A 24,687-nucleotide genomic window follows, 5' to 3' on the forward strand; every position below is an offset into this window, starting at 1 on the left:
GGTGTCCCCTTAATTATCTGCTACCCAGGCCTGGAAGGCCGGGCCGTAGCCATCGATGGTGGTGGAACCATCTCGTTCGGTGTACAGCGGCTTGGCGCCGCCGTAAAGGTTCGTCCAGTTCGTGTCGGCGGGCAGCCCGGACAGCCGCAGCGGCTCCCCGGCCCGGCGGCGGGCCAGCACCAGCAGGGTCTGGCCGGCCGATTCCCGCAGGAAGACCAGGCTGTCGCCGGTCGCGTACACCCATCGGAGCCCGCCCTTCCGCAGCGCCTCGCTGCCTTGGCGCAGCGCGATCAGTGCCCGGTATCGCTCGAACGTCGCGTCGTCCCGGGGCCGCCCCCACGGCATCGGCTGGCGGGCCGACTCGTTGGTCGCTCCGGTCAGCCCGACCTCGTCGCCCGCGAAGATCATCGGGGTGCCGGGCAGGGTCATCAGCAGGCCGGCCGCGACCTCGTGCCGGGCCGCGTCGCCGACCACCGTGCGGATCCGGGCCGTGTCGTGCGAGCCGAGCATCTGCCACGAGGTCGTCCAGGACCGCCAGGACGTCTGCGCCGCGAACGCCGACATCGCGGCCACGGTCGCGCCCGCGTCCCGGTGCGGCACCTCGACCGGCACCCCGAGGAAGTCGTCGAACGGCAGGTCGTCGGCGCGCAGCCAGCTCCACACCGGACGGGTGAAGCCGGCGTAGTTCATCGTCCCGTGCCAGCCGTCCCGGTCGAGGTCGGGCGCGGCGTCGTGGGCGTGCTCGGCGATCAGCAGGCCGTCCGGGCGAGCCTCGTGCACGGCCCTGCGCAGCAGCGTGGCCACCTCGTGCGTCCAGTCGTCGGCGCCGCGGCGGCCGGTCATGTTCGCGACGTCGATCCGCCAGCCGTCCAGGCGGTACGGCTCGGCGAGCCAGCGCTGGGTCACCGCGCGAAACCGCCGGCGCAGCTCGACCGAGCCCCAGTTGAGCTTGGGCAGCGACGGGTGGCCCATCCAGCACTCGTAGCCGCCGCCGGCCTTGAAGTAGTAGAAGCCCCGCTCCTCGGTGAACCACGGGTGCGCGGCGCCGGTGTGGTTGGTGGTCAGGTCGCCGAGCAGCCGCCAGCCGCGGTCATGCACGGCCCGGCTCAGCCGGATCAGCGCCTCGTCGCCGCCGAGCAGCGGGTCGACGTGGTCGAACGAAGCCGCGTCGTAACGGTGGTTCGAGCGGCCCGGGAAGAACGGGGTGAGGTAGAGCGTGTTCGCACCCAGGGCCGCGATGTGGTCGAGCCGCTCGATGATCCCGTCCAGGTCACCCCCGTACAGAACCTTGGTGGCGTTTGGTCCGCGCGCGCTCGGCATGGCCCACGCGGATCCGGTCGCCCAGTCCGGCAGGTCTTTCTCGGAGGCCATCGCTCTCGTTGAGGATTGCGCGAATCGATCGGGGAAGATCTGGTACACGACGGCGTCGCTCGCCCAGGCCGGCGGCGGCGGGTGCGCGATCAGCCGGAAGTCGGTGGCGTCCGGCACGTCGTAGTGGGTCAGCCCGGCGCCGGTCAGCCAGCGCACACCAAGGGCCGTGCGCACCAGGAATCGGTACGGCGTGACCGGGTTGCGCACCGGCATCTCGGCCCGCCACCACACGTCCCCGTGCCGGTCGGTGCGGTCCACGACGGCCGAGGTGAAGACCGGTTCGCCGTCGGAGAGCCGGCGCAGGTGGATCCGGCTCGCCCGGACCCCGGCCGGCACCCGGACGAACAGGCTGACCGTCTCGCCGAGAGCCGGGCTCTGCGACGAGACGTACAGCTCGGAGCCGTCGTGATGCACTCTCATCCCTCGACACTCATCCCTTGACCGCGCCCGACGTCAGCCCCTCGACGATGTAGCGCTGGAGCAGCTGGAACACGAGCACGGTCGGGATCGCCGTGAGCAGCGTGCCCGCGCAGAACATGCCGAAGTTGGTGTTGCGCTGCTCGGCCGCGACCAGTCCCCACAGCCCGACCGAGAGGGTCTTGGCGCTCGAGTCGGTGAGGAAGATGTTCGCGAAGATGAACTCGTTGATCGTGCTGATGAACGCGAGCAGCCCGGTCACCGCGAGCACCGGCGCGACCAGCGGCAGCAGGATCCGGAAGAACACCTGCGCGTGCCCGGCGCCGTCCACGGTGGCCGACTCGTCGAGCTCGCGCGGCACGGTGTCGAAGAAGCCCTTCATCAGCCAGGTGCCCACGCCCAGCGCGCCGCCCAGGTAGAGCAGCACCAGGCCCCACCAGGTGTTGAAGCCGATCACCGGCCAGTAGTCGGTGATCGTCGCGAACATCAGGAAGATCGCGACCACGGCCAGGAACTGCGGAAACATCTGGATCAACAACAGGGACAACAATCCCGTACGCCGGCCGCGGAAGCGCCGGCGGCTGAAGACGTACGCGGCGAGCGCGGACACGAAGACGGCGACCGCCGAGGCCGTCCCGGCGATGATCACCGAGTTGAGGAACCACTGCCCGAAGTCGGTGTCCCGCAGGAGCTTGGTGAAGTTGTCCAGGGAGATGCCGCTCGGCACGATCTGGCTCGACGACAGCGTCCCCAGTGGATTCACCGCCGCCGAGATGACGAACAGGATCGGCCCGAGCGAGAAGACGACGGCCACGACGCCGACAGCATGCCGCCACCCGACCTTCTTGAACCACTTCACGCGTACACCTCCTCTTGTTGTCTTGTCCTCCGGAAGGCGATCGCCGAGATCGTGCCGACGATCAGGAAGATGAAGATCGAGATGGCCGCGGCGTAGCCGTACTGCGCGCCCGAGCCGCCGAACGCCAGCCGGTACGTGTACGTGATCAGCAGGTCGGTGGCGCCGTTGGCCGGGTTGTCCGGCGCGAACGGCCCGCCCTCGGTGGTCAGGTAGATCGCGTTGAAGTTGTTGAAGTTGAACGCGAACGACGAGATCAGCAGCGGGGTCAGCGCGACCATGAGCAGCGGCAGCACGATCCGGCGGAAGCTCTGCCAGGCGCCTGCGCCGTCGATCCGCGAGGCCTCCGAGAGCTCGGCCGGGATCGCCTGCAGCGCGCCGGTGGTCACCAGGAACATGTACGGATAGCCCAGCCACAGTTGGACGAGCAGCACCGCGATCCGGGCCGTGGCCGGCTGCCCGAGCCAATCGACATCGGTACCGAAGAACGTGTTGATCAGGCCGAAGTCCTTGTTGAACATGTCCCGCCAGACCAGCAACATCGCAAAGGCCGGCATCGCGTACGGGAGGACAAGCAGCACGCGGTAGAGGTTGCGCCCGCGCACCCGCTTCGAGTGCAGCGAGACGGCCACCAGCATGCCGAGCACGAACGTGCCGCCGGTCGAGCCGATCGCGAAGACGAAGTTCCACACCAGCGTGCGCAGGAACGGCCCGGAGATGTCCGGGTCGGTGACCACCCGGGTGAAGTTCGAGAACCCGACGCTGACCTTCCAGCCCTGGGCGAGCCGGTCGCCGCCCTCGCCGACGAACGCGCCCACCTTCCCGTCGGCGGTCCACGTCTTGCCGGTCGTCGTGTCGCGGACGCAGTCGCAGCCCGCGTCGTACACCCGGCCGGCCTTCCCCTCGTACGCCCGGGACAGCCCGGACGAGCGGATGGCACCGCCGTCGACCGGGACCGCGAGCGCCGTGATCTCCTTGCTGCGCAGCGACGCCTGGCCGAACGTGAGCACGGTATAGCCGTCGGCCGCGGTGACCTTGCCGGCGCTGGTGACGGTCACGTCGGCCGGGTCGAGCTTCCTGAGGCCACCGGCGTCACCGGCCGACACCGCCCTGGTGGCCGGGTCGGTGATCAGGAAGACGAGCGGCCCGGTCGCGGGGTCCCCGGTGGTCGCCACGCTCAACGCGTACTCGATGGAACCCGGCACCTGCGTGACGGAAGCAGTCTGAATGGCCACGACGGCCTCCTGCTTGGTCCCGCGATGGCCGTCGCCGTAGTTCGTGAACGCGGTGCTCGCTGTGTAGAGGACCGGGAAGACCTGGAACACGATGAGCAGCAGGGTTCCCGGCGCGAGGTACTTCGCCGGGATGTGCCGCGGGGTCAGGTAGAGGTAGAGCAGGGCCGCGGTCGTCGCGGCGAGCAGGGCGAGGCCGATCCACGCCTTGTTCTCGATCAGGGGGAAGGACGCCCAGATCGCGATCGCCACGACCAGTCCCAGCAGCGTGATCTTGATGATCTGGCTCGCCAGGCTGCGATCGCGCGGCTCGGGCGCGACCTTCTTCTCGGGGGCGGGGAGGGCCCGCGTCGCGGGCCCTCCGAGCTGCGTCGTCATCTACTCGGTGATCACTTGTTGATCGAGCCGGAGATCGTCTTGCCGGCGGCCTCGATCGTCTTGGCCGGGTCGGCGCCGCCGACCACCGCGGCCTCGGCCTTGCCGAACGGGTCCCAGATCGCGGCCATCTCGGGGATCGCCGGCAGCGGTATCGCGTTCTTGCCGGCTTCCTGCCACTTGGCCAGGTCGGGGTCGGTGCCCTTGACCTGGTCGAACGCGGCGGTCAGCGCCGGCGGCCGGGGCTCGGCCTGGTAGAGGGCGACCGCGAGGTCGGGGGTCGTCACGTAGTTGGTGACGAACTCCTGGGCGAGCGCCTTGTTCTTGCCCTTCGCGGCGACGTAGAACGTCTGCACGCCGAGGAACGGCTGGGCCGGCTTGCCGCCCGCGAACGGCGGAACGGGCGTGATGTCGTACTTGATCCCGGCCTTCTTGACGTCGGTGATCGCCCACGGTCCGGAGACCAGGAACGCGCACTTCTTGCCGGTGAACGTCGAGATCGAGTTGTCCGAGGTGATCGAGCGCTTGAGGGTCTTGTTGCCCTTCTCGCCGAGCGCAGCGATCTTCTTGAACGCGTTTACCGAGGCGGGCGTGCCGACGCCGAGGTCCTTCGGGTCGTAGTCGCCGTTCGCCGTGGTGCCGAACAGGTAGCCGCCGGCCGACGAGTACAGCGGGTACAGGTGGTAGGCGTCACCGGTCTGTCCGACCTGGAGACAGAGGATCTCCGACGCCTTCTTCTGGGAGATCAGCTTCTGGCCGGTGGCAACCAGGTCCTCGATGGTGGCGGGAGAGTCGGGCGCCAGGTCGGTGTTGCGGATCAAGGCCAAATTCTCCGTCGCGTACGGGACGCCGTAGGTCTGCCCGTTGAAGGTGACGGCCTTGAGCGCGTTCCCGGCGATGCCGGACTTCTGCTGGTCGGAGAGCTGGACCGGGTCGATCGCGCCGTTCTGCACGAGGTTGCCGATCCAGTCGTGCGCGCCGACCATGACGTCCGGGCCGCTGCCCTGCTGGGACGCGGTCACGAAGGTGGTCTGCTGGTCCTTCGAGATCGCCTGGATCTTCACGGTCACGCCGTTCTCGGTGCCGAACTTGTCGGCGAACGGCTTGAGGGCGGCGGCGCGCTTGTCGTCGGCCCAGATCACGAGCTCGCCGGTGGCGGCCTTGGCGCTCGGGTCGGTGGCGGCGGTGCCCTTGTCGTCGCTCTTGCCACCGCAACCGGCGGCGAGCAGGGCAAGGGTCAGGGCGCCGGCCACACCCGCGGCACGGATGCGCATATACGTCTCCCCTTGGTCTTGGGTTCGTTTCGCTTCGGATCGTTGAAAGAAGTTGCGACAACCGACCGCCGCTTGATCGACTTATGTCGGCCGTGTTGCGGGGACGTTAGCAAGCACTTGCAGAGAATGGAAGGGCTTGCAGGGTGTTCGCCGGCAACACGTCATCGGTACAGTGCCCGGCATGCGAGCACGGATGTCCGACATCGCCCGACAGGCCCAGGTCAGTGAGGCGACGGTGTCGCGCGTCATCAACGACCGGCCGGGTGTCTCCCCCGAAACGCGGCAAGCGGTGCTGACCGCACTCGACGTTCTCGGCTATGAACGCCCGGAACGCTTGCGCAAGCGTTCCGCCGGCCTGGTCGGGCTGATCGTGCCCGAGCTCGACAATCCGATCTTCCCGGCGTTCGCCCAGGTCATCGAGTCGACGCTGGCCCAGGAGGGATTCACGCCGGTGCTGTGCACGCAGTCACCGGGCGGCGTCACCGAGGACGAGTACGTCGAGATGATGCTCGACCGGCAGGTGAGCGGGATCGTCTTCGTGTCGAGCCTGTCCGCGGACACGGCGGCCGACCCCTCGCGGTATCGGCGACTGATCGAGCGACCGCTCCCGATCGTGCTGGTCAACGGGTACGCGGAGACCATCGAGGCGCCCTTCGTCTCCTGCGACGACCGGCTCGCCGGCGACCTGGCGGTCAGCCACCTGGTCGCCCTCGGCCACCAGCGGATCGGGATGATCTCGGGACCGAACCGGTTCATCAATACCCAGCGGAAGCTGGCCGGCTACCGCGCCGCCCTGGATCGGGAGGGCTTGGACGACTTCGTAGCCCTGACGCTGTTCGGAGTGGAGGGTGGCGAGGTGGCCGCGGATCGCCTGATCGAGCAGGGGGTGACCGGCATCGTCTGCGGCTCCGACCTGATGGCGCTGGGTGCCATCCGGGCCGCTCGCAAGCGCGGCCTGGCCGTGCCGCGAGACGTCTCCGTGATCGGTTTCGACGACTCGCCGCTGATCGCCTTCACCGACCCGCCACTGACGACACTGAGGCAGCCGGTCGCGTCGATGGCCGTGGCCGCCGTCCGCTGCCTGGTAGACGAGATCAACGGCCACGGCGCGCCGCACTCGGAGTACCTCTTCCGCCCCGAACTGGTCGTGCGCGAGTCGACGGCGATCGCCCCGTCCCGCCGCTCGGTGCCCGTCGGCTGAGTTTCTCGCGGCTTCTCGCGTGCAAGTTCTTTCAGAGTTTGCACGAACTCGCGGGCGGTTTCGGCACTGAACCGGATCAGGCGCGCCTCGCGCCAGAGCCGCACGCCAGCGCCTCGCGCCAGCGCCGCACGCTCGCGCCTCGCGCCCGCGCCGCACGCCCGCGCCGCACGCCCGCGCCGCACGCCCGCGCCGCACGCCCGCGCCGCACGCCCGCGCCGCACGCCAGCGCCGCACATCAGCGCAGCACGCCAGCGTCGCGGGCATCGGCTCACGTCATCGCGAGGAACGCCAATCCCATCGCCGCGCTCATCGTGGCGTGGCAGACCGACGACCAGTGTGGGCTCCGCGCCGCCGGTGCGGTCGGCTTGAGATGCATCCCGCGGACGATCCACCAGAGGGCGGCCGCGACCAGGTAGGCACCCAGGACCGCGCTGATCCAGGCCGGATAGCCGGCCACCTGGTGAGGCTCGTGGGACATTCCGGGCATCTCCGCGTGCTGCTCGGCCGGCATCGCCGCGCTCATCCACATCATGGCGGCCGTGGCGCTGGCGAAGTAGGCCGGTGCGAGCCGCCTCCCCGTCGCGAGGACCGCGCGGCTGACGAACCAGCCCGTCGAGAGCGTGAACCCGGTGATCCACACGCTGGCCGGGACGCTCGTGCCCCACGGCCAGATCATCGCGATCATCGACCCGCCCATGAATAGGTGCAGCACCTCGGAAACCAGGTCGGCACGCGCCGGGCGCAGCACCCGCGCCAGGTGAAAGGCGGTGGCCGCCGCGAACGCCAGCGTCAGCGACCACCGCAAACTCTCGAGACCGATCATCGTGGGAACTGCCTCCCGCGCCGTCGTTCCGATCCTCCGGCCACGGTAGACGGTCGATGATCCACCGGTCAGTACCGCGACCGGGTGGGTGGATCTTTTTTCGAGACCCTGAACCTCGCAGGAATCGCGAGGCTCACTCGATGCTGACCCTCCAGTGCTGCCACGGCGTGCCGGTGCAGCCGGTCATGAGAATGGCCTCGCCGAAGAAGGCGTCGGCACAGTACTGCGTGTCCGTGTTGCCGGAGCGAGATTCCAGGTCCGCCTCGGACGACGGCAACGTCACACGGGCCTGCCATTCCTCGTTGCTGACCCGGGCGCATTGGACCATCAGAACCCGCGCGTAGATCGCCAGTGGGTCGAACTCGTTGATGCAGAGGCCGTCGGCCACGTTGCGGAACTTGTAACGCGTCCCGGTCACGTGCTGGACCTGCCAGCCCTGGGTCACCGTGCCGTCGCAGGCCCTCTGCACCAGCGGGGCGAACTCGGCCAGCCCGCCGGGTTGCAGGCACAGCCCGGTCTGGGCGTTCTTCATCGTGATCTGGGCCGCGTGCGCCGGAGCGGCGGTGCCGCTCACGACGACCACCGCGCCCAGCAGGACCGCCAGAATCCTGGATCGCATTCTCATCGCTCCGCCTCGCTTTCCTCGTAGAAACGCTTCGTCGTGGAAACCTCCGTTCGTTGTATGGCCGCGCCGGTCGCGACCACATCGGCATCGGCTACCGAGATCGAGCGCCACGACCACCTACATCGGAGCCCGTGACAGCGTGTGCCAGACTCGCCGAAGTGGGCGCTCCCCTGCTCGAGCGCGAGGCCGAGCTGGCTGTCCTGGCCGGGGCGGCCCGAGAGGCGGCCGCCGGGCGCGGCACGGTGGTGCTGATCTCCGGTGAGGCGGGGATCGGCAAGTCCAGCCTGGTCGAGGCGATCTCCGGCGTCGTCCCGGCCGGCGCGCGGCTGCTCCGGGGCAACTGCGACGACCTGTCCACCCCGAGGGTGCTCGGGCCGTTCCGCGACCTCGACGGCAGCGTCGGAGCCCCGCTCACCGAGGCGCTGGAGAGCGGCGACCGCGCCCGGGTGCTGGAGACGCTCGGCGCCGAGTTGGCCGGCGGCGGCAGTCCGGCCGTGCTCGTCGTCGAGGACGTCCACTGGGCCGACGAAGCCACCCTCGACGTGCTCCGATACCTGGTGCGCCGGGTGGCGCGGCTACCGGTCCTGCTGGTGTTGACTTACCGGGACGACGAGGCCGCCGACCATCCGCTGCGCCCGCTGCTCGGCCTGGCCGCCCGCACGGAACGGGTCCGCCGCCTGCGCCCGGCCCGGCTCAGCGCGGCCGCGGTACGGCAGCTCAGCGCGGCGACCGTCCCGCTGCGGATCATCGACGCGGCCGAGGTCTTCACCGTGACGTCGGGCAACCCGTATTTCGTCACCGAGCTGCTCGCCTCCGGAGACCCGAGCCGGGTGCCGCTGACCGTCGCCGACGCGGTGCACGCCCGGGTCGCCCAGCTGAGCCCGCCGGAGCGCGACTGGATCGGCCGGCTCGCCGTGGTCCCGTCCGCGGTGCCGGGCCGGCTGGTGGACGAGCTCGTCCCCGGCGGCGCCGCAGCGCTGTCCTCGGCGGAACGGTGCGGCCTGCTCGTGATCACGCCGCGCCAGGTGAGCTTCCGGCACGAGCTGGCTCGCCGCGCCATCGTCGACAGGATGCCGGCGGCCGCCCGGGTCGCGGCCAACCGCCTCGTGCTGACGGCGCTGCAAGACCACCGCGGGGCCGACGTGTCCCGGGTGATGCACCACGCGATCGAGGCCGGCCACACCGCCGCCATCATCCGCCACGGTCCGGTGGCGGCCCGCGAGGCGTCGGCGGCCGGCGCACACCGGGAGGCGGCCGGGCACCTGCGGCTCGTGCTCGACCAGCATCCGGCGCTCGACCCCGCGGACGAGGCCGCACTGTGGCAGAGCCTGGCCATCGAGTACTACACGATCGACGCTCCGGCCGCCGACGCCCTGGCCGCGCAGCGCCGCGCGGTCGGCCTGCGGCGCGACGGCGACTCCCTGCGCTGGCTCTCCCGCATCTGCTGGTGGGCGGGGCAACCCCGGGACGCGTACGCGGCGGCCGACGAGTCGATCGCGATGCTCGAGTCGGCCGGCGACGATCACCTGCTGGCAGTGGCGCTCAGCAACCGGGCACAGCTGCACTCGCTGGCCGGTCAGGACCGCGAGGCCATCCCGCTGGCCCGGCGCGCGATCGCCCTCGGCCGGGATGTCCCGGCGATCCGCTCCCACGCGCTGAACAACCTCGGCATCGCGCTCGACCGCCAGGACATGCGGGCTTCCATCGCCGTCCTCGAGGAGAGCCTGCGCGTCGCGCTCGAGGCGGGCGACATCGAGCATGCCTGCCGGGCCTACAACAACCTCGCCTGGCACTATCTCCGCAGCCTGCGGCACGAGGATGCCGCGCGGCTCGTGGCGGAGGGCATCGAGCTGGCCGAGCGCTCCGAGTTCGTGACCTTCGCCCGGGTGCTCCAGGTGGCGCTCGGCGCGGTCCGCTTCGCGACCTCCGACTTCGACGAGGTCGAGCCCGCGGCGACACCCGCGCTGGCCGGTTCGCCGCCGGTGCGATGCGCCGCGCTGACCCTGATCGGCCGCACCCGGTTGCGGCGCGGCGAGCCCGGCGCCGTCGAGGCCCTGCACGAGGCCTGGCAGCTCGCGATCCAGGGCCGCGAATGTCAGCGGATCGGCCCCGCGGCCGCCGCTCTGGCCGAGGCCGCCATGCTCCAGGGAGCTCCCCGCGGCGCGATTCCCGAGCTCACGGCGGCCGCCGGCCTCGCCGAGCGGCACGGCTCCGACGCCCTGCGCGCCGAGCTCCGCTACTGGATGGGCCCCGAGAATAAGCAACAAGGACCCCATCATCCGTACGCGTTGCAGGCCGCGGGCCGATGGCGGGAAGCCGCCCGATGGTGGCACCGAGCCGGCAGCCGCTACGAGTACGCCGCGGCCCTGTCACAGAGCCCCGACCCCGACGACCAGCTCACCGCTCTCGCCGTCTTCGACGCCCTGGGCGCCGAGCCGATGGCCCGATTGACCCGTACGCGCCTGAAGAGTCTCGGCGTCCCCCGGATCCCACGCGGCCCGCAGCCGGCCAGCCGAGCCAACCGCGCCGGGCTCACCGCGCGACAGGTCGAGGTGGTGCATCTGCTCGCCCAGGGCATGACCAACACCGAGATCGCCGCCGTCCTGGTCCTCTCACCCCGCACGGTGGACAGTCACGTGGCCACCGCCATGCAAAAGCTGGGCGCCCCAACCGCCGCACGGCCGTAGCGGCCGCCGCCCGCCTCGGCATCCTGCCCCCGACCTGACGCCCCTCTCAGTTGACCGGCCAGGGCAGCACGGTCAGTTGCGGCCACTGCTCGCGCCAGCGGGCGGCCTTGGCCTCGTAGACCTCGCGCGGAGCGAGCACGGGATTGGGGCGTACGCGAAGATTGAAAACGTCAGCCAGACCGTGCGGCGCGTAGATCCGCCAGCGGCCCCCGGCCTCCAGGCGCACTCCCAGGCAACAGGTCGTGGCGGCGAACGAGTCGATCGCGGCCTCGGTGCTGTCGTGCGGCGGGCAGGGGACGCCGAACTTCTCCTCGTACCAGAGGTGCACGCGGGCCTCGTTACGAACCTCGACCTCGACCGGCAGCCCGGCGAACTCACGACGGGCCGCGGCGATCACCTGGTCCTCGGCCTCCCAGGACAGGTCGGCGTCGTCGAAATAGAAGACGTCATAGTCCTTGATCCCGGCGGTGGGCGGCCGCCCGGTGACCACGTTCCACACGGTCTGATAGAGGCACCCCGCCGTCACGTACCAGCCCGGCAGCGCCAGGCCAGCGGTGCGGCTCAGCACTTCCAGCAACACGGTGTTCCGGGAGAGCGCCTCCCGCAAGGCGGCGATTTGCTCATCGAGAGGCAGGCGACCGATCACGGCTCGGAGGCTACCGCCGTCCGCCGAACGGGCGATGCCCGGGCCATTCTCTACCTATATAGAGTTCGCCGCATGGTTCGAGCGAGGCGCCCCTCGGCGCAGACAGTGCTGGTCCTCGGCGCGCTTGCCGACGACCCGGAGACCTGGCGGTACGGCTATGAGCTCGGGCAGCAGGTCGGTCTCAAGGCCGGCTCGCTGTACCCGATCCTGATCCGGCTGCGCGATCGCGACATGCTCGAGGCTTCCTGGGAGGAAGCTCCCTCCCCCGGGCGGCCACCCCGGCACCTGTACCGGTTGACCGCCGAAGGAGTGCGCTGGGCCGCCGAGTTGGCGGTCGAGCCGGCGCCGGGCCACGCCACCACCGTCCACCCGCGACTGCGGGAGGCATGATGACCACGACCGACCAGGACCGGCCCGCCCGGTTGCTCTCCGCCGCCGTGCTCGTCATGCCGGCCGGACGCCGCGAGTGGGGCCGGGCGATGCAGGCCGAGCTGGCCGCGATCGACGACGCGCCGGGCCGGCGCAGCTTCGCCTGGGGTTGCCTGCGCGCCGCCGCCGTCCAGTTCCACCTGCTGCGCGGCGCGATCCATCTGCTCGTCGTGCTGGGCACCCTCGGAACGCTGCTGGCATGGGCCGCCACCATCGACTACCCGCCGCTGGCCTGGATTCTGTACGCGATGGTCTCCGTCCTGGCCGCGGTCTGCTGGGAGGCACGGCGCGCCGGGATGCTCGGCCCGACCGGCGACGGGGTCCTGGCGTGGCTGCTGCGCGGCGCCGGCTACCTGGTCGCGGTGGCCATCGCCGCGGTCGCCCTCGCCCACACCCACCCGGCCACGTTGGAGGCCGCCGACAACGGCAGCGGCATTCTGGGGATGTCCACCGTCGCCGCCAGCTTCGTGATCGGAGTCGTCGCCGTGAGCGCCAAGCGATCGCCGGCGACCGCGCGCATGCTGGTCACCGGCTTCGGCAGCGGCGTGGCCGCGACGATGCTCTGGCTGATCATCGTGACGGTGAACCCGCCGATCCCACCCTCGGCCGGCTGGGCGCTCACCCTGACCGCGGTGGCCGCCACCGTCGCCGTCCTGGCCAACGCCGGCCCCTTCGGCACCCCCGAACGCACCCTGCTCGCCGGCCTGCTCGCCATCACCACCTCGATGGCGCTGATCTTCATCGGCGTCGTGCTGCTGGCCCACTTCGGCCCCGACAGCCTCATCCCGGCGATCACCCCGCACGCCCTGCCCGGCTACCAGGTGAGCGAGAGCCGCATCGAACTAGTCGACCCGTACGTGCTGATCCTCATCCTCGGCGCAGCGGCCGCAGCCGCCCTGAGCCTGACGGCGGTGATCACCCGCCGACCAGTGAGCAAGCCGGCGCAAGAACGCTGATCACCGGTTTCGACGGCACGCCCGAGGTCGAGCCGGGCGCCGGCCGGTGGGCTCTATGTTCGCAGGTGGTAGAGGTTGCGGCGGGCGCGCCGCTGCGGGTCGATCCAGGGCGGCGGCACGAAGATGGGCAATCGGTCGCTGCCGAGGTGAGCTTGCCAGCCACCGCCCGGAGTGTGCAGCAGCCGGTGATGGTGGCGGCAGAGCAGCACCAGATTGTCGAGATCGGTGCGGCCGCCGTCGGACCAGGGGCGCAGATGGTGGGCGTCGCACCAGCGGGCCGGCCGGTCACAGCCGGGGAAGGCGCAGCCGCCGTCGCGCACGGTCAGCGCCCGCCGGAGTGGGCCATGGACGAGGCGTCGGCTGCGCCCGGCGTCGAGGACTTGGGAGGCGCCGCCCAGAACCAGCGGCAGGATCCGAGCATCACACGCCAACCGGCGGGCAGTCGCGGCGGAGATCCGCTCGCCGTCGGGCAGAACGCCCGGGCTTGCGCCCAGCCGATCGGTGAGTGGGTCGAAGCGGACCGTGACTGCCAGCTGAGGTGGTTCACCGCCGTCGTCGGGAAGCTCGCCGGTGCGCAGCGCCAGGCGGCACACGTCGACCAGGGCGTCGGCGCGGCGCTGCGGGAACGAACGGTTGTCGTCAGGGACCGGGCCGGACAGCGGTTGCAGGGCGGCGGTGACGATGGCGGCGTCCTCGACGCCGAGCGCGCCGGAGACTCGAACCAGACCGTCGACCGGCATGGAGAGGGTGAAGAAACGGTAGCGGCGGGCGCGGGCCTCAGCACGGCGTAGGGCTGCTTCGTCGGCCAGGTCGGCTATCTCCGGGGCTACGTGGGCCAGGATCCGGTCGCCTAGCTTGCGCAGCTGGTAGGCCGGGAACTGCGCCGCCATCCCGATCAGCGTGGACTCCGCCCGCTCAGCAACGGTGTCGGGCGCATGGTGAGGGTGATCGGCACCGCGGTCGATCTCGGTGGTCGGACCCGCGCCCGCGCCCGCGTCCCGGTCGGCGCCCGAGTCGGCTTCCGCGCCCGCGTCTGCGTCCCGCTCGGCTTTCGCGCCCGCGCCCGCGTCCCGGTCGGCGCCCGAGTCCGCGCCCGCGCCCCGGTCGGCGCCCGAGTCGGCTTCCGCGCCCGCGTCTGCGTCCCGCTCGGCTTTCGCGCCCGCGCCCGCGACAACCGCCACGCTCGCGTCTGGCTTGAGCATGGCTTCTACGTCGGCCAGGGCGGATGGGATCGCGTTCAGCGCGGTGGCGATTGTCATGGCCTGTCGGGCGTTGATGGCGCCGTCGATCAGGGCGCGTTCTACGGCAGGGCGATTGCTCAGGGCGGTTGCGGTGTCGGCCAGCTCTCGGGCTGGTTGGGGGTCTAGCAGTAGGTGGTCGCGGAGCCAGGCGGGGACGGTGCGGTGGCCGTGTTTGGCGGGAAGGTCTCGGGTGGTCGCCTCGCGGACCAGGCGGATCTGGAGGGCGGCGGCCGCCTGCTGTGCGCGGTGGACGGCTCGCATGACGTCGAGCAGCTCTGAGTCTGGTAGCGGCCACAGGGCGGACTGGGCGGCCTTGACCGCTTCCTCACCCCAGTGCTGGACCGCTTCTAGCATGGCTCAAGTATCGAACATACGTACGACAAAATTGTGGATCATGCAGAGGACTCACGAACGAGGCAGAGCGCAGGTGCGCGCCGGAGGCTCGCGAACGACCCGGTGACGGCGGCCTACCTGGCCGCGGGCATGCGACTGTTGGAGCGGCAGATCAGCCATCAGGACGGCGAGGCGAAAGCGCCCGAGCGGCCGCTTCTGCGGCTGTTGTCGCAGCGGGCGGTGTCCGACGAAGTTGCCAACAACCCCGATCCGTTCGTACGCGTCGGAAGCACGTCGACGCTTCGGGCGACGTGGCTGCCGCAGCCGCACTACATCGTCGATCTGCTGCGATTCGGGCTGTGGTCGGAACGGTACGCCGGAATGTACACACAGGACCTCGCCGACCACGTCGAGGATCTCGTGACCGGTCCTCGCCTGGTCGAGGCGATCCACTGTATGTGGGCCGGCCGCGCTAGGCACGGCCGGCCCACCCGGCTTGGGGTCAGCGCAGGATCAGCGCAGGATCAGCGCGGGACGACCTTCTCGACGGCCCACTGGCGCCAGCTGTCCAGGTGGTGCTGGACCAGGGCCAGCTGGTCGGCGACCGGGCCGGGGCCCGTGGAGCCGGGGGTGGTGCGGCTGGCCAGGGCCGACTGGACCGACATGACCGAGCGGACCGAGGGGTCCAGGTGCTCGCTCACCTTCGCCAGGTCGTCGTCGGTGAGGTCTTCCAGTTCGCAGTCGCGCACCGAGCACAGGGCCACCAGCTTGCCCGTGATCTCGTGGGCGTCGCGGAACGGGACGTTGCGGCGGACCAGCCAGTCGGCTACCTCGGTGGCGAGGGAGAAGCCTACCGGCGCGGCGGCCGCTAGGCGGTCGACGCGTACGGTCATGGTGGAGATCATGCCGGCCAGGGCCGGGAGCAGGAGCTCCAGCGTCTCGATCGCGTCGAAGGCCGGCTCCTTGTCCTCCTGCATGTCGCGGTCGTACGTGAGCGGCAGTCCCTTGAGCATCGTGAGCACGGTGACCAGGCCGCCGATGAGCCGGCCGCTCTTGCCGCGGGCCAGCTCGGCGATGTCGGCGTTCTTCTTCTGCGGCATAATCGACGAGCCGGTGGCGAAGGCGTCGTCCAGTTCCACCCAGCCGAACTCGGTGGAGGTCCAGAGCACCACCTCCTCGCCGAGGCGGGACAGGTGCACGCCGATCAGCGCCGTCACGAACAGGAACTCGGCGACGAAGTCGCGGTCGGAAACGGCGTCCATCGAGTTGGCCGCCGGCGCCGAGAAGCCGAGCGCGACGGCGACCGCGGCCGGGTCGAGCGGGAGCGACGAGCCCGCGAGCGCGCCCGAGCCGAGCGGCGAGATGGCCGCCCGCGCGTCCCAGTCGCGCAGGCGGTCGAGGTCGCGCAGCAGCGGGTGCACGTGGGCGAGCAGCCAGTGGCCGAAGGTGACCGGCTGGGCGTGCTGCACATGGGTCATGCCGGGCGCCGCCGTGTCGACGTTCAACGCCGCCTGCTCGGTGAGCGCGTCGGCCAGCTCGACCAGCGCCTGGGCCACGCCGCGGGCATGGTCGCGCAGGTAGAGCCGCAGGTCGGTGGCGACCTGGTCGTTGCGGGACCGGCCCGCGCGCAGCTTGCCGCCGAGCGCGCCGAGGCGCTCGAGCAGGCCGCGCTCGAGCGCCGTGTGCACGTCCTCGTCGTCGATCGTGGGCCGGAACTCGCCGGACGCGCAGGCCGCCTCGAGGTCGTCGAGGGCGGCCAGCATCTTGCCCAGCTCGTCGGGGTCGAGCAGCCCGGCCGCGGCGAGCACCCGGGCGTGGGCCCGGGAGGCGGCGATGTCGTACGGCGCGAGCCGCCAGTCGAACTGGACGCTCACCGACAACCGGGCCAGGGCGTCGGCGGGGCCGCCGGAGAACCGGCCGCCCCACAACGAGGTTTTCTGTTCCGTCACGACGCTCAGTCTGCCAGCCGCCGGTCGCGGCCCGCCGCCATGCGCGACGGGAGGCCCCAGAGCTGCACGAAGCCCTTGGCCAGCGACTGGTCGAAGGTGTCGCCGGTGTCGTAGGTGGCCATGCCGAAGTCGTACAGGCTGGCCTCGGAGCGCCGGCCGGTGACCGTCGCGCGGCCGCCGTGCAGCGAGAGCCGCACCTCGCCCGAGACGTGCTGCTGCGACTCGTCGATGAAGGCGTCGAGGGCCTTCTTGAGCGGCGAGAACCAGAGGCCGTCGTAGACGAGCTCGCCCCAGCGCTGGTCGACCGAGCGCTTGAACCGGGCCAGGTCGCGCTCGACGGTCACGTTCTCGAGCTCCTGGTGGGCCGCGATCAGCGCGATCGCGCCCGGCGCCTCGTACACCTCGCGGCTCTTGATGCCCACGAGCCGGTCCTCGACCATGTCGAGGCGGCCCACGCCCTGCGCGCCGGCCCGGCGGTTGAGCTCGGTGACGGCCTCGAACGGCGTCACGGTCTCGCCGTCGATCGCGACCGGGTTGCCCTGATCGAAGGTGATCACGACCTCGTCGGCGTCCCGGGCGACGGCCGGGTCGGACGTGTACGCGTAGATGTCCTCGATGGGGGCGTTCCAGATGTCCTCGAGGAAGCCGGTCTCGACCGCGCGACCCCACAAATTCTGGTCGATCGAGTACGGGGACTTGTGCGACACGTCGATCGGCAGGCCCTTCTCCTCGGCCAGCGCGATCGCCTTGTCCCGGGTCCACGCGAAGTCCCGGGCCGGGGCGATGACGCGCAGGTCGGGAGCGAGCGCTCCGATGCCGACCTCGAAACGCACCTGGTCGTTGCCCTTGCCGGTGCAGCCGTGCGAGACGATCGTGCCGCCGTGCTGCTTGGCCGCCTCGACGAGGTGGCGCACGATCAACGGCCGGCTCAGCGCCGACACCAGCGGGTAGCGGTCCATGTAGAGCGCGTTCGCGCGCAGCGCCGGCAGGCAGAAGTCGGCGGCGAACTCCTCGCGGGCGTCCACCACGACGCTCTCGGCGGCGCCGCAGTCGAGTGCGCGCTGCCGGATGACCTCCATGTCCTCGCCACCCTGGCCGACGTCGAGAGCGACGGCGATGACCTCCCCGCCGATCTGCTCGGCAAGGTAGGGAATGGCGACGGAGGTGTCGAGGCCTCCGGAGTAGGCAAGAACGACCCGCTCGGTCACGGGATGCTCCCTTCGATGGTGTCTGATGGCAGAGTTTCTGGGATTTGGCCGGCCCATTCGGCGAGCTTGTCGGCCAGGGCCTTGCCGCCGGTGACGTCGCGGGCCACGACGAGAATGGTGTCGTCGCCGGCGATGGTGCCGACGACATCGGTGAGTCCGGAGCGGTCGAGCGCGCTCGCCAGGAACTGGGCGGCCCCCGGCGGGGTACGCAGGACCGCGATGTTGCCGCTCGCGTCCACCCCGGTGAGCAACTCCCGCAGCAGCCGGAGGAGACGGGCGGGCGCGCTCTCGGCGTCGCGCAGCGGCCGGATGCCGTCCTCGGGAATGAGGTAGGCGCCGCTCACCTTCACGGCGCGCAGCTCCTCGAGATCACGGGAGAGCGTGGCCTGGGTGACCTGAACACTCTCGGCCGCCAGGAGCTCGGCGAGCTCGGTCTGCGACCGGATCTCCTTCTCCCTGATCAGCTCCACGATCCGCGCGTGCCGGCCGGCCCGGGTGACGGGCCCGGTCATTGGTCATTCACCGCTAACAGCCAGGCCAATAGCGCCTTCTGCGCGTGCAGGCGGTTCTCCGCCTGGTCGAAAACGGCGCTCTGCGGTCCGTCCATCACCTCGTCGGTGATCTCCTCCCCGCGATGGGCGGGCAGGCAGTGCAGGACGATCGCTTCCGGCGCGGCGGCGGCCAGGAGCTTTTCATTGATCTGGTACGGGAGGAAGGGCGTGACCCGGTCCTTGCCGTCGCCCTCCTGGCCCATCGACGTCCAGGTGTCGGTGGCGAGCACATGCACCCCGTCGACCGCCTCGAACGGGTCGCGCACCACATCGACCGAGCCCCCGGTCCAGGCCGCGATCTCGGCGGCCCGCGCGACGACGACGGGCGACGGGTCGAACCCGGGCGGGCCGGCCACCCGTACGTGCATCCCCGCGGTCGCGCCCGCGAGCAGGTAGGAGTTCGCCATGTTGTTGGCCGCGTCCCCGACGTACGCAAGCTTGAGGTTTTTGGTCTGTCCGAAGCGTTCGCGAATGGTCTGCAGATCGGCCAGCAGCTGGCAGGGGTGGAAGCCGTCGGTGAGCGCGTTCACGACCGGCACGCTGACGCCGGAGGCCAGCTCGGTGAGCCGCTCGTCGCCGGTGGTGCGGAAAACCATGGCCGCGACGTAGCGGGAGACGACCCGGCCGGCGTCGGCCAGCGACTCGCCGCGCCCGAAGTGGGTGGCCTGGGTGTCCACGATGATCGGCTGGCCGCCGAGCTCGGCGATGCCGGCCTCGAAGGAGAGCCGGGTGCGCAGGCTGACCTTGTCGAAGAAGACGGCGACCGAGCGTGGGCCCTCGAGCGGGCGGTACTGGAAGCGGTTGGCCTTCATCTCGGCGGCGAGCTCGAGGACGGTGCCCTGCTCGGCCGGGGAGAGGTCGTCGTCGCGAAGGAAATGCCGATTTTTTGGGGACAGAGTCACCGGACACCGTCCAAAGCAGTGATGAGCGCGTCGGCCTGCTCGGCGCTGATGATCAGGGGCGGGGCGAGCCGGATGACGTCGGGCTGCGGGGCGTTGACCAGGAAGCCGGCCTCCTGGAGAGCCGCGGCGATCCGCTTGGACTCGGGGGCGCGGAGCACGATCCCCAGCAGCAGGCCGGCGCCGCGCACGTGATCCACCAGCGGGTGGTTCTCCAGGCCGCGCCGGAGCTGCTCGCCGACCCGCTTCACGTGGTCGAGCAGGCCCTCGCCGGCGATCGTGCGCACCACGGCGAGGCCGGCCGCACAGGCGACCGGGTTGCCGCCGAACGTCGTGCCGTGCGACCCCGGGGTGAACAGGTCGGCGGCCGGTCCGAACGCGATGCAGGCGCCCAGCGGCAGCCCGCCGCCCAGCCCCTTGGCCAGGGTGATCACGTCGGGCTCGACGCCCTCGCTCTGGTGGTGGAACCAGTGGCCGGTGCGGCCGATGCCGGTCTGCACCTCGTCGAGCACGAGCAGGGCGCCGTTGCGGGTGCAGATCTCCCGCGCCCCGGCCAGGTAGCCGGCGGGCGGGACGACCACGCCGTTCTCCCCCTGGATCGGCTCGATGATGACCATGGCGGTCTCGGAGGTCACCGCGTCGTCCAACTCGGACAAATCACCGAATGCCACGTGCGAGACGTCGCCGGGCAGAGGGCGGAAGGGATCGGCCTTCGACGGCTGACCGGTCAGGGCCAGCGCCCCCATCGTCCGCCCGTGGAAGGCGCCGTGGGTGGCTACGACGTGGGTGCGACCGGTCAGGCGGGACAGCTTGAACGCGGCCTCGTTAGCCTCCGCACCCGAGTTCCCGAAGATCACCCGGCCGCTGCGGCCCGCGAGCGCCAGCAGCAACTCGGCCAGGGCGACGCACGGCTCGGCGACGTACAGGTTGGACACGTGCCCGAGCGAGGAGATCTGCTGCGTGACGGCCTCGACCACGGCGGGATGGGCGTGGCCCAGCGCGTTCACCGCGATGCCGCCGAGGAAGTCGACGTACTCCTTGCCGTTCTCGTCGGTCAGGACGGCGCCCTCACCGCGGACGAAGGCGATCTGCGGGGTCCCGTAGTTGTTCATCATGGACTGCGACCAGCGGTCGACGAGCGAGGTCATGACGGCACCACCATGGTTCCGATCCCTTCGGACGTGAAGACTTCGAGCAAAGTGGAGTGGGCGACGCGGCCGTCGACGACGTGCGCGGCCGGCACTCCGCCCCGGACCGCTCGCAGGCACGCCTCCATCTTGGGGACCATGCCCGACTCGAGCCGGGGCAGCAGCTTCTCGAGCTCGTCGGCGTCGATCCGGGTGGTCAGCGAGGACGTGTCCGGCCAGTCGGTGTAAAGCCCCGGCACGTCGGTGAGCACGACCAGCTTGCGGGCGCCGAGCGCCTCGGCGAGGGCCGCGGCGGCGGTGTCGGCGTTGACGTTGTGCAGCACACCGTCGGCATCGGGCGCGACCGTGGCGATCACCGGGATCCGGCCGGCGGCGATCAGGTCATCGACGGCCGAGGTGTCCACATGCGACACGTCGCCGACCTGTCCGATGTCGACCTGCTCGCCGTCGACCAGCGCCGTCCGGCGTACGGCCGTGAAAAGCTTGGCGTCCTCGCCCGAGAGCCCCACCGCGAACGGTCCATGTTGGTTGATCAGGCCGACCAGTTCCCGCCCGACCTGCCCGGTCAGCACCATCCGCACGACGTCCATGGCCTCGGGCGTGGTGACCCGCAGCCCGCCGCGAAACTCGCTCTCGATCCCCAGCCGGTCGAGCATCTTGCTGATCTGCGGCCCACCGCCGTGCACCACGACCGGCTTGATGCCGACGTACCGCATGAACACGATGTCCGCGGCGAACGCCTCCTGCAACGACGGGTTGATCATCGCGTTGCCGCCGTACTTGATGACGACGGTCGCGCCGTGGAAGCGCTCCAGCCAGGGCAGCGCCTCGATCAGCACCCCGGCCTTGTCGTGCGGGGTCACGAGGAGTACGCCGAGTTCTCGTGCACGTAGGCGTGCGACAGGTCGGTCGTCCAGATGGTCGCCGCCAGCTCACCCTCGCGCAGGTTGACCGTGATCGTCACGTCCCGCCCGGACAGGTCCACCTTGGACCGGTCCTCGGCCGCGGCACCGCCCTTGCAGATCCACACCCCGTTGATCGCCACGTCCACCCGGTCGGGCTCGAACGCCGCGGACGTCGTCCCCACCGCGGCGAGGATGCGTCCCCAGTTCGGGTCGTTGCCGAACAGCGCCGTCTTCACCAGGTTGTTCCGCGCCACGACCCGTCCGACCTCGACCGCGTCGGCCTCGCTCGCCGCGCCCTGCACGGTGATAGCGATGTGCTTGGTGGCGCCCTCGGCGTCGGCGATCAGCTGCTGGGCCAGGTCGTGGCAGACCTCGGTCACCGCCGCGGCCAGCTCCGACGGCGAGGGCTGCACATCGGAAGCCCCGCTCGCCAGCAGCAACACGGTGTCGTTCGTCGACATGCAGCCGTCCGCGTCGATCCGGTCGAAGGTCACCCGGGTCGCCTCGCGCAGCGCCGCGTCGAGCACCTCGTTGTCGGCCGACGCGTCCGTGGTGATCACAACGAGCATCGTGGCCAGCGCCGGCGCCAGCATGCCGGCGCCCTTGGCCATGCCGCCGACCGACCAGCCGTCCCGCGTCACGACCGCGTTCTTGGCCACGGTGTCGGTTGTCATGATCGCCTGGGCGGCCTGAGTCCCGCCGTCCTTCGCGAGCGCCTTGGCCGCCGCGCCGACGCCCGGCAGCAGCTTGTCCATCGGCAGCAGCTCGCCGATCAGCCCGGTCGAGCAGACCGCCACGTCGCCGGCGCCGATCAGCTGCGGTTTCGAGCCGCCGCGCAGCACGATCGCGGTGTGCTCGGCGGTCGCGTGCGTGTCGCGGAAGCCCTGCGAGCCGGTGCACGCGTTGGCGCCGCCCGAGTTGAGCACGACGGCGCGCACGATGCCGCCCTTGAGCACCTGCTGGCTCCAGAGCACCGGGGCGGCCTTGACGCGGTTGCCGGTGAACACGCCGGCCGCGGTGAAGTCGGGCCCATCGTTGACGACCAGCGCCACGTCGGGGTTGCCGGTGGCCTTGAGACCGGCGGCGACGCCGCTGGCCCGGAAGCCCTTGGGGTGGGTGACGGTCATGGTGCGACTCCGAACACGGACAGGCCCATCGTCTCGGGCAGGCCGGACATGAGGTTGGCGCACTGCACGGCCTGACCCGCGGCTCCCTTGCCGAGGTTGTCCAGGGCGCTGACCACGATCATCCGACCGGAGTCGACGTCGACCGTGGCCTGCAGGTGGCACGAGTTCGACCCGAGCGTGGCGGCGGTGTGCGGCCACTGGCCTTCGGGCAGGACATGAACAAAAGCATCATTCGCGTACGCGTCGGAGAGCACCTGCCGTGGGTCGCCGTTGCGGGCGAAACACGCGGTGACCGTCGCCAGGATGCCGCGCGGCATCGGCGCCAGGACCGGCGTCATCGACAGTGACGTCGCGCCGGTGGCCTGCTTCATCTCCGGCACGTGCTGGTGCGCGCCCACCTTGTACGGCGAGAGGTCGCCCATCACCTCGCTTCCCAGCAGGTTCACCTTGGCGTTGCGCCCCGCGCCCGACGTGCCGGAGCTGGCCACGACGACCACGTCCGACGGGTCGGCGAGCCCGGCCGCGATGAGCGGTGCCAGCGCGAGCGTGACGGTGGCCGCATAACAGCCCGTGTTCGCCACCCGGTCGGCGGTCGCGATGAGCTCCCGCTGCCCCGGCAATTCGGGCAGGCCGTAGGTCCAGGTGCCGGCGTGCTCGCCGCCGTAGTACCGCCGCCAGAGCTCGGCGTCCTCGAGCCGGAAATCGGCTCCCAGATCGACGATTTTCAGCCCGGCCGGCAGCTGCGCCGCGAGCGCCGCCGACTGCCCGTGCGGAAGAGCGAGAAACACCAGGTCGGCGTCGGCCAGGCCGGTCGCATCGGTCGCGCTCAGCGTCAGGTCAAGACCGGTCAATTGCGGGTGTACGGCGGAGACGTGCGCACCGGCCTGCGAGTGAGCGGTGGCTGCGACCAGGTCGAACTCCGGGTGCCCGGCGAGCAGGCGAAGGAGCTCGCCCCCCGCGTACCCACTGGCGCCCGCGACCGCAACCCGGATTCCCATACCAACCTCCGCATGACTATGCAGAGAACCGTATCAAGCCGGACGCACGCCAGCAACTAACTTCCCCTGTAGGTGACATCACCTCATCGGCACCCGCCCGGCGAATCGGAACCTTCTCGGGCGCGGCCAGAACCGGGGCGCGGCCAGAACCGGGGCGGCGGTCAGAACGTGGCGATCGGGTTGACCGGGCTGCCGGACGTACCGGCGAACCGCACCGGCGCGACCGCGAGCTGGAACTCCCACTGGCCGAGCTCGGCCGCCGTCGTCGCGCACGCCTCCAGGTCGCAGTTGTCGAGCAGCCACAGACCCATCGCGACCAGGCTCACGGCGTGAACCGGCATCAACACGTCGTCGCACCCCGACGGCTGAACGTCCTGGGGCGTGTCGGCGCCGATCAGCGCGACGCCGCGTTCATACAGCCACGGCAGGCAGGAGGCGTGCCAGCCGGCCTGCGTGAAACCGCCACTCGCACCGGCCTCGTGCCGGACGCGGCCATAACCGGTCCGCAGGAGCACCGCGTCGCCGGGTCGCACCCGTACACCCTGACGACGTTCGGCCTCCTCGAGATCCTCGGGAAACACCCCCTGCCCCGATTCCAGCCACGGCACCTCGCGAGCCCGCGCCACGTCCAGCAGGACACCCCGTGTGACGATCCCGTTCGCCGCCGCCGTGACGGCCGCCCACGCCGATCCCGTCGCGGCGTCGACCAGCGAGTGCGACCGCCCGTTGTACATCGCGCCGTCCCAGAAGATGTGGCACGGCGAGTCGAGGTGGGTGAGCGTGTTGCCGTGGAAGCTGATGCCGAGCCGCTCCGACGAGAAGCCCCAGCGCCGGTCGGCGTGGAAGGCGGCCGGCATGTTCTCGCCACCCGGCATGTCGGCAGCGCACGGGCAGGTCGTCGTCGACCGCTCCATGTCCGCCGGAACGGCGACCTCCCACGCACACGACACGCTCCGGCCGTGGCGCACGGCCCGCGCCGCCGCCAGCCGGACCTCGTCGGTGATGTGGTTCAGCGTTCCGAGCTCGTCCTCGTCGCCCCACCGTCCCCAGTTCGACAGCGTGTCGAAGTACCCGAGCACGTCATCCTGCGTGGGCATCGGTCGGCTTGCCTTCATCCCCGCATCGACTCCTTCGGTCACTCGCGTGCCGGCGATCCTCTCATCACCCGGTAGAGCAGGTGCCCAGCAGCAGCGCGTCGAAGGCCGGCATCAGGCCCGGGCTGAGCAGGAACGTCCAGTCCCGCACCGCGACCAGCCCCCAGCCGACCGCGACCAGCGTGTCCGGGTCGGTCGCGCCCGGCCCGCCCACGTCCTGCCGCAGGGTGACCACCGCGAGCAGGATCAGGAGGCGCGATCGTCGCGTGGTTCCAGTGCCAGCCGGGCCCTGAGTTCGCTCACCCGGTCCTCACCGGCGGAACCGACCTCGATCTCGCGCTC

At 70.9% G+C, this 24,687-nt stretch carries 22 protein-coding genes; 4 read left to right on the forward strand and 18 right to left on the reverse strand.

Features of this window, described 5'->3' with window-relative positions; all coding sequences use genetic code 11:
* Nucleotides 1–9: 9 nt before the first annotated feature.
* Genes A3CQ_RS0144660 through A3CQ_RS0144675 form a run of 4 tightly spaced genes read right to left on the reverse strand, consistent with a single transcriptional unit; the run spans nt 10 to nt 5,525 of the window.
* Nucleotides 10–1,791: a glycoside hydrolase family 13 protein gene (locus tag A3CQ_RS0144660; protein WP_026206892.1), complete on the reverse strand. Its 1,782-nt coding sequence runs from the start codon at nt 1,789–1,791 to the stop codon at nt 10–12.
* Between the two features lie 10 nt (nt 1,792–1,801).
* A complete protein-coding gene (locus tag A3CQ_RS0144665) occupies nt 1,802–2,647 on the reverse strand; it encodes a sugar ABC transporter permease (RefSeq protein WP_020517477.1) in 846 nt (281 codons plus the stop codon).
* Nucleotides 2,644–4,254: an ABC transporter permease subunit gene (locus A3CQ_RS0144670; RefSeq protein WP_020517478.1), complete on the reverse strand. Its 1,611-nt coding sequence runs from the start codon at nt 4,252–4,254 to the stop codon at nt 2,644–2,646. Before A3CQ_RS0144670 ends, A3CQ_RS0144665 begins: the two co-directional genes overlap by 4 nt.
* An 11-nt stretch (nt 4,255–4,265) precedes the next feature.
* Nucleotides 4,266–5,525: a sugar ABC transporter substrate-binding protein gene (locus A3CQ_RS0144675; RefSeq protein WP_020517479.1), complete on the reverse strand. Its 1,260-nt coding sequence runs from the start codon at nt 5,523–5,525 to the stop codon at nt 4,266–4,268.
* Between the two features lie 181 nt (nt 5,526–5,706).
* On the opposite strand from A3CQ_RS0144675, the gene A3CQ_RS0144680 reads away from it, so the two are divergent.
* Nucleotides 5,707–6,726, forward strand: a complete 1,020-nt coding sequence (locus A3CQ_RS0144680; RefSeq protein WP_026206893.1) for a LacI family DNA-binding transcriptional regulator — start codon at nt 5,707–5,709, stop codon at nt 6,724–6,726.
* Between the two features lie 268 nt (nt 6,727–6,994).
* On the opposite strand, the gene A3CQ_RS0144685 is transcribed toward A3CQ_RS0144680, so the two are convergent.
* On the reverse strand, nt 6,995–7,549 hold the full coding sequence (locus A3CQ_RS0144685; RefSeq protein ID WP_020517481.1) for a DUF5134 domain-containing protein: 555 nt from the start codon (nt 7,547–7,549) through the stop codon (nt 6,995–6,997).
* Between the two features lie 133 nt (nt 7,550–7,682).
* Nucleotides 7,683–8,168 carry an RICIN domain-containing protein gene (locus A3CQ_RS0144690; protein WP_020517482.1) on the reverse strand — a complete coding sequence of 162 codons (486 nt, stop codon included), beginning with the start codon at nt 8,166–8,168 and terminating at the stop codon, nt 7,683–7,685.
* A 164-nt stretch (nt 8,169–8,332) separates the two neighbouring features.
* Between A3CQ_RS0144690 and A3CQ_RS56270 the strand changes: the two genes are divergently transcribed.
* Nucleotides 8,333–10,861, forward strand: coding sequence for a helix-turn-helix transcriptional regulator (locus A3CQ_RS56270; protein ID WP_020517483.1), 2,529 nt, complete (start codon nt 8,333–8,335; stop codon nt 10,859–10,861).
* A 46-nt stretch (nt 10,862–10,907) separates the two neighbouring features.
* On the opposite strand, the gene A3CQ_RS0144700 is transcribed toward A3CQ_RS56270, so the two are convergent.
* Nucleotides 10,908–11,507, reverse strand: a complete 600-nt coding sequence (locus A3CQ_RS0144700; RefSeq protein ID WP_020517484.1) for a nucleotidyltransferase family protein — start codon at nt 11,505–11,507, stop codon at nt 10,908–10,910.
* A 72-nt stretch (nt 11,508–11,579) separates the two neighbouring features.
* Between A3CQ_RS0144700 and A3CQ_RS56275 the strand changes: the two genes are divergently transcribed.
* Nucleotides 11,580–11,897, forward strand: coding sequence for a PadR family transcriptional regulator (locus A3CQ_RS56275; protein WP_051115542.1), 318 nt, complete (start codon nt 11,580–11,582; stop codon nt 11,895–11,897).
* The gene (locus A3CQ_RS0144710) at nt 11,897–12,892 is read left to right on the forward strand and encodes a hypothetical protein (RefSeq protein WP_020517486.1); all 996 of its coding nucleotides are present in this window, start codon (nt 11,897–11,899) and stop codon (nt 12,890–12,892) included. Before A3CQ_RS56275 ends, A3CQ_RS0144710 begins: the two co-directional genes overlap by 1 nt.
* Nucleotides 12,893–12,945: 53 nt before the next feature.
* Here A3CQ_RS0144710 and A3CQ_RS63445 read toward each other — a convergent pair whose 3' ends face one another.
* The 11 genes from A3CQ_RS63445 to A3CQ_RS61510 all read right to left on the reverse strand — a co-directional run bounded on the left by A3CQ_RS63445 (nt 12,946) and on the right by A3CQ_RS61510 (nt 24,580).
* Nucleotides 12,946–14,487 (reverse strand): HNH endonuclease signature motif containing protein, encoded by a 1,542-nt coding sequence (locus A3CQ_RS63445; RefSeq protein WP_245577648.1) that lies wholly within the window; start codon nt 14,485–14,487, stop codon nt 12,946–12,948.
* Nucleotides 14,488–14,990: 503 nt separating this feature from the next.
* The gene (gene argH, locus A3CQ_RS0144720; RefSeq protein ID WP_026206944.1) at nt 14,991–16,424 is read right to left on the reverse strand and encodes an argininosuccinate lyase; all 1,434 of its coding nucleotides are present in this window, start codon (nt 16,422–16,424) and stop codon (nt 14,991–14,993) included.
* Nucleotides 16,421–17,623, reverse strand: coding sequence for an argininosuccinate synthase (locus tag A3CQ_RS0144725; protein ID WP_020517490.1), 1,203 nt, complete (start codon nt 17,621–17,623; stop codon nt 16,421–16,423). The genes argH and A3CQ_RS0144725 overlap by 4 nt, the downstream gene beginning before the upstream one ends.
* Nucleotides 17,620–18,135, reverse strand: coding sequence for an arginine repressor (locus A3CQ_RS0144730; RefSeq protein WP_020517491.1), 516 nt, complete (start codon nt 18,133–18,135; stop codon nt 17,620–17,622). Before A3CQ_RS0144730 ends, A3CQ_RS0144725 begins: the two co-directional genes overlap by 4 nt.
* A complete protein-coding gene (gene argF, locus A3CQ_RS0144735) occupies nt 18,132–19,076 on the reverse strand; it encodes an ornithine carbamoyltransferase (RefSeq protein ID WP_020517492.1) in 945 nt (314 codons plus the stop codon). The genes A3CQ_RS0144730 and argF overlap by 4 nt, the downstream gene beginning before the upstream one ends.
* Nucleotides 19,073–20,221: an acetylornithine transaminase gene (locus A3CQ_RS0144740; RefSeq protein WP_020517493.1), complete on the reverse strand. Its 1,149-nt coding sequence runs from the start codon at nt 20,219–20,221 to the stop codon at nt 19,073–19,075. The genes argF and A3CQ_RS0144740 overlap by 4 nt, the downstream gene beginning before the upstream one ends.
* A complete protein-coding gene (gene argB / locus A3CQ_RS0144745) occupies nt 20,218–21,084 on the reverse strand; it encodes an acetylglutamate kinase (protein ID WP_020517494.1) in 867 nt (288 codons plus the stop codon). The genes A3CQ_RS0144740 and argB overlap by 4 nt, the downstream gene beginning before the upstream one ends.
* Complete coding sequence (gene argJ, locus A3CQ_RS0144750) at nt 21,081–22,253, reverse strand: bifunctional glutamate N-acetyltransferase/amino-acid acetyltransferase ArgJ (protein WP_020517495.1); 1,173 nt, start codon at nt 22,251–22,253, stop codon at nt 21,081–21,083. Before argJ ends, argB begins: the two co-directional genes overlap by 4 nt.
* Nucleotides 22,250–23,251 (reverse strand): N-acetyl-gamma-glutamyl-phosphate reductase, encoded by a 1,002-nt coding sequence (argC, locus tag A3CQ_RS0144755; protein ID WP_020517496.1) that lies wholly within the window; start codon nt 23,249–23,251, stop codon nt 22,250–22,252. Before argC ends, argJ begins: the two co-directional genes overlap by 4 nt.
* A gap of 161 nt (nt 23,252–23,412) precedes the next feature.
* On the reverse strand, nt 23,413–24,348 hold the full coding sequence (locus tag A3CQ_RS0144760) for a cyclase family protein (RefSeq protein WP_020517497.1): 936 nt from the start codon (nt 24,346–24,348) through the stop codon (nt 23,413–23,415).
* A 64-nt stretch (nt 24,349–24,412) separates the two neighbouring features.
* Nucleotides 24,413–24,580 carry a hypothetical protein gene (locus tag A3CQ_RS61510; RefSeq protein WP_020517498.1) on the reverse strand — a complete coding sequence of 56 codons (168 nt, stop codon included), beginning with the start codon at nt 24,578–24,580 and terminating at the stop codon, nt 24,413–24,415.
* Nucleotides 24,581–24,687: the final 107 nt, after the last annotated feature.

It is taken from the genome of Paractinoplanes globisporus DSM 43857 (assembly GCF_000379645.1).
In the GTDB taxonomy this organism is placed as follows: Bacteria; Actinomycetota; Actinomycetes; order Mycobacteriales; family Micromonosporaceae; genus Actinoplanes; species Actinoplanes globisporus.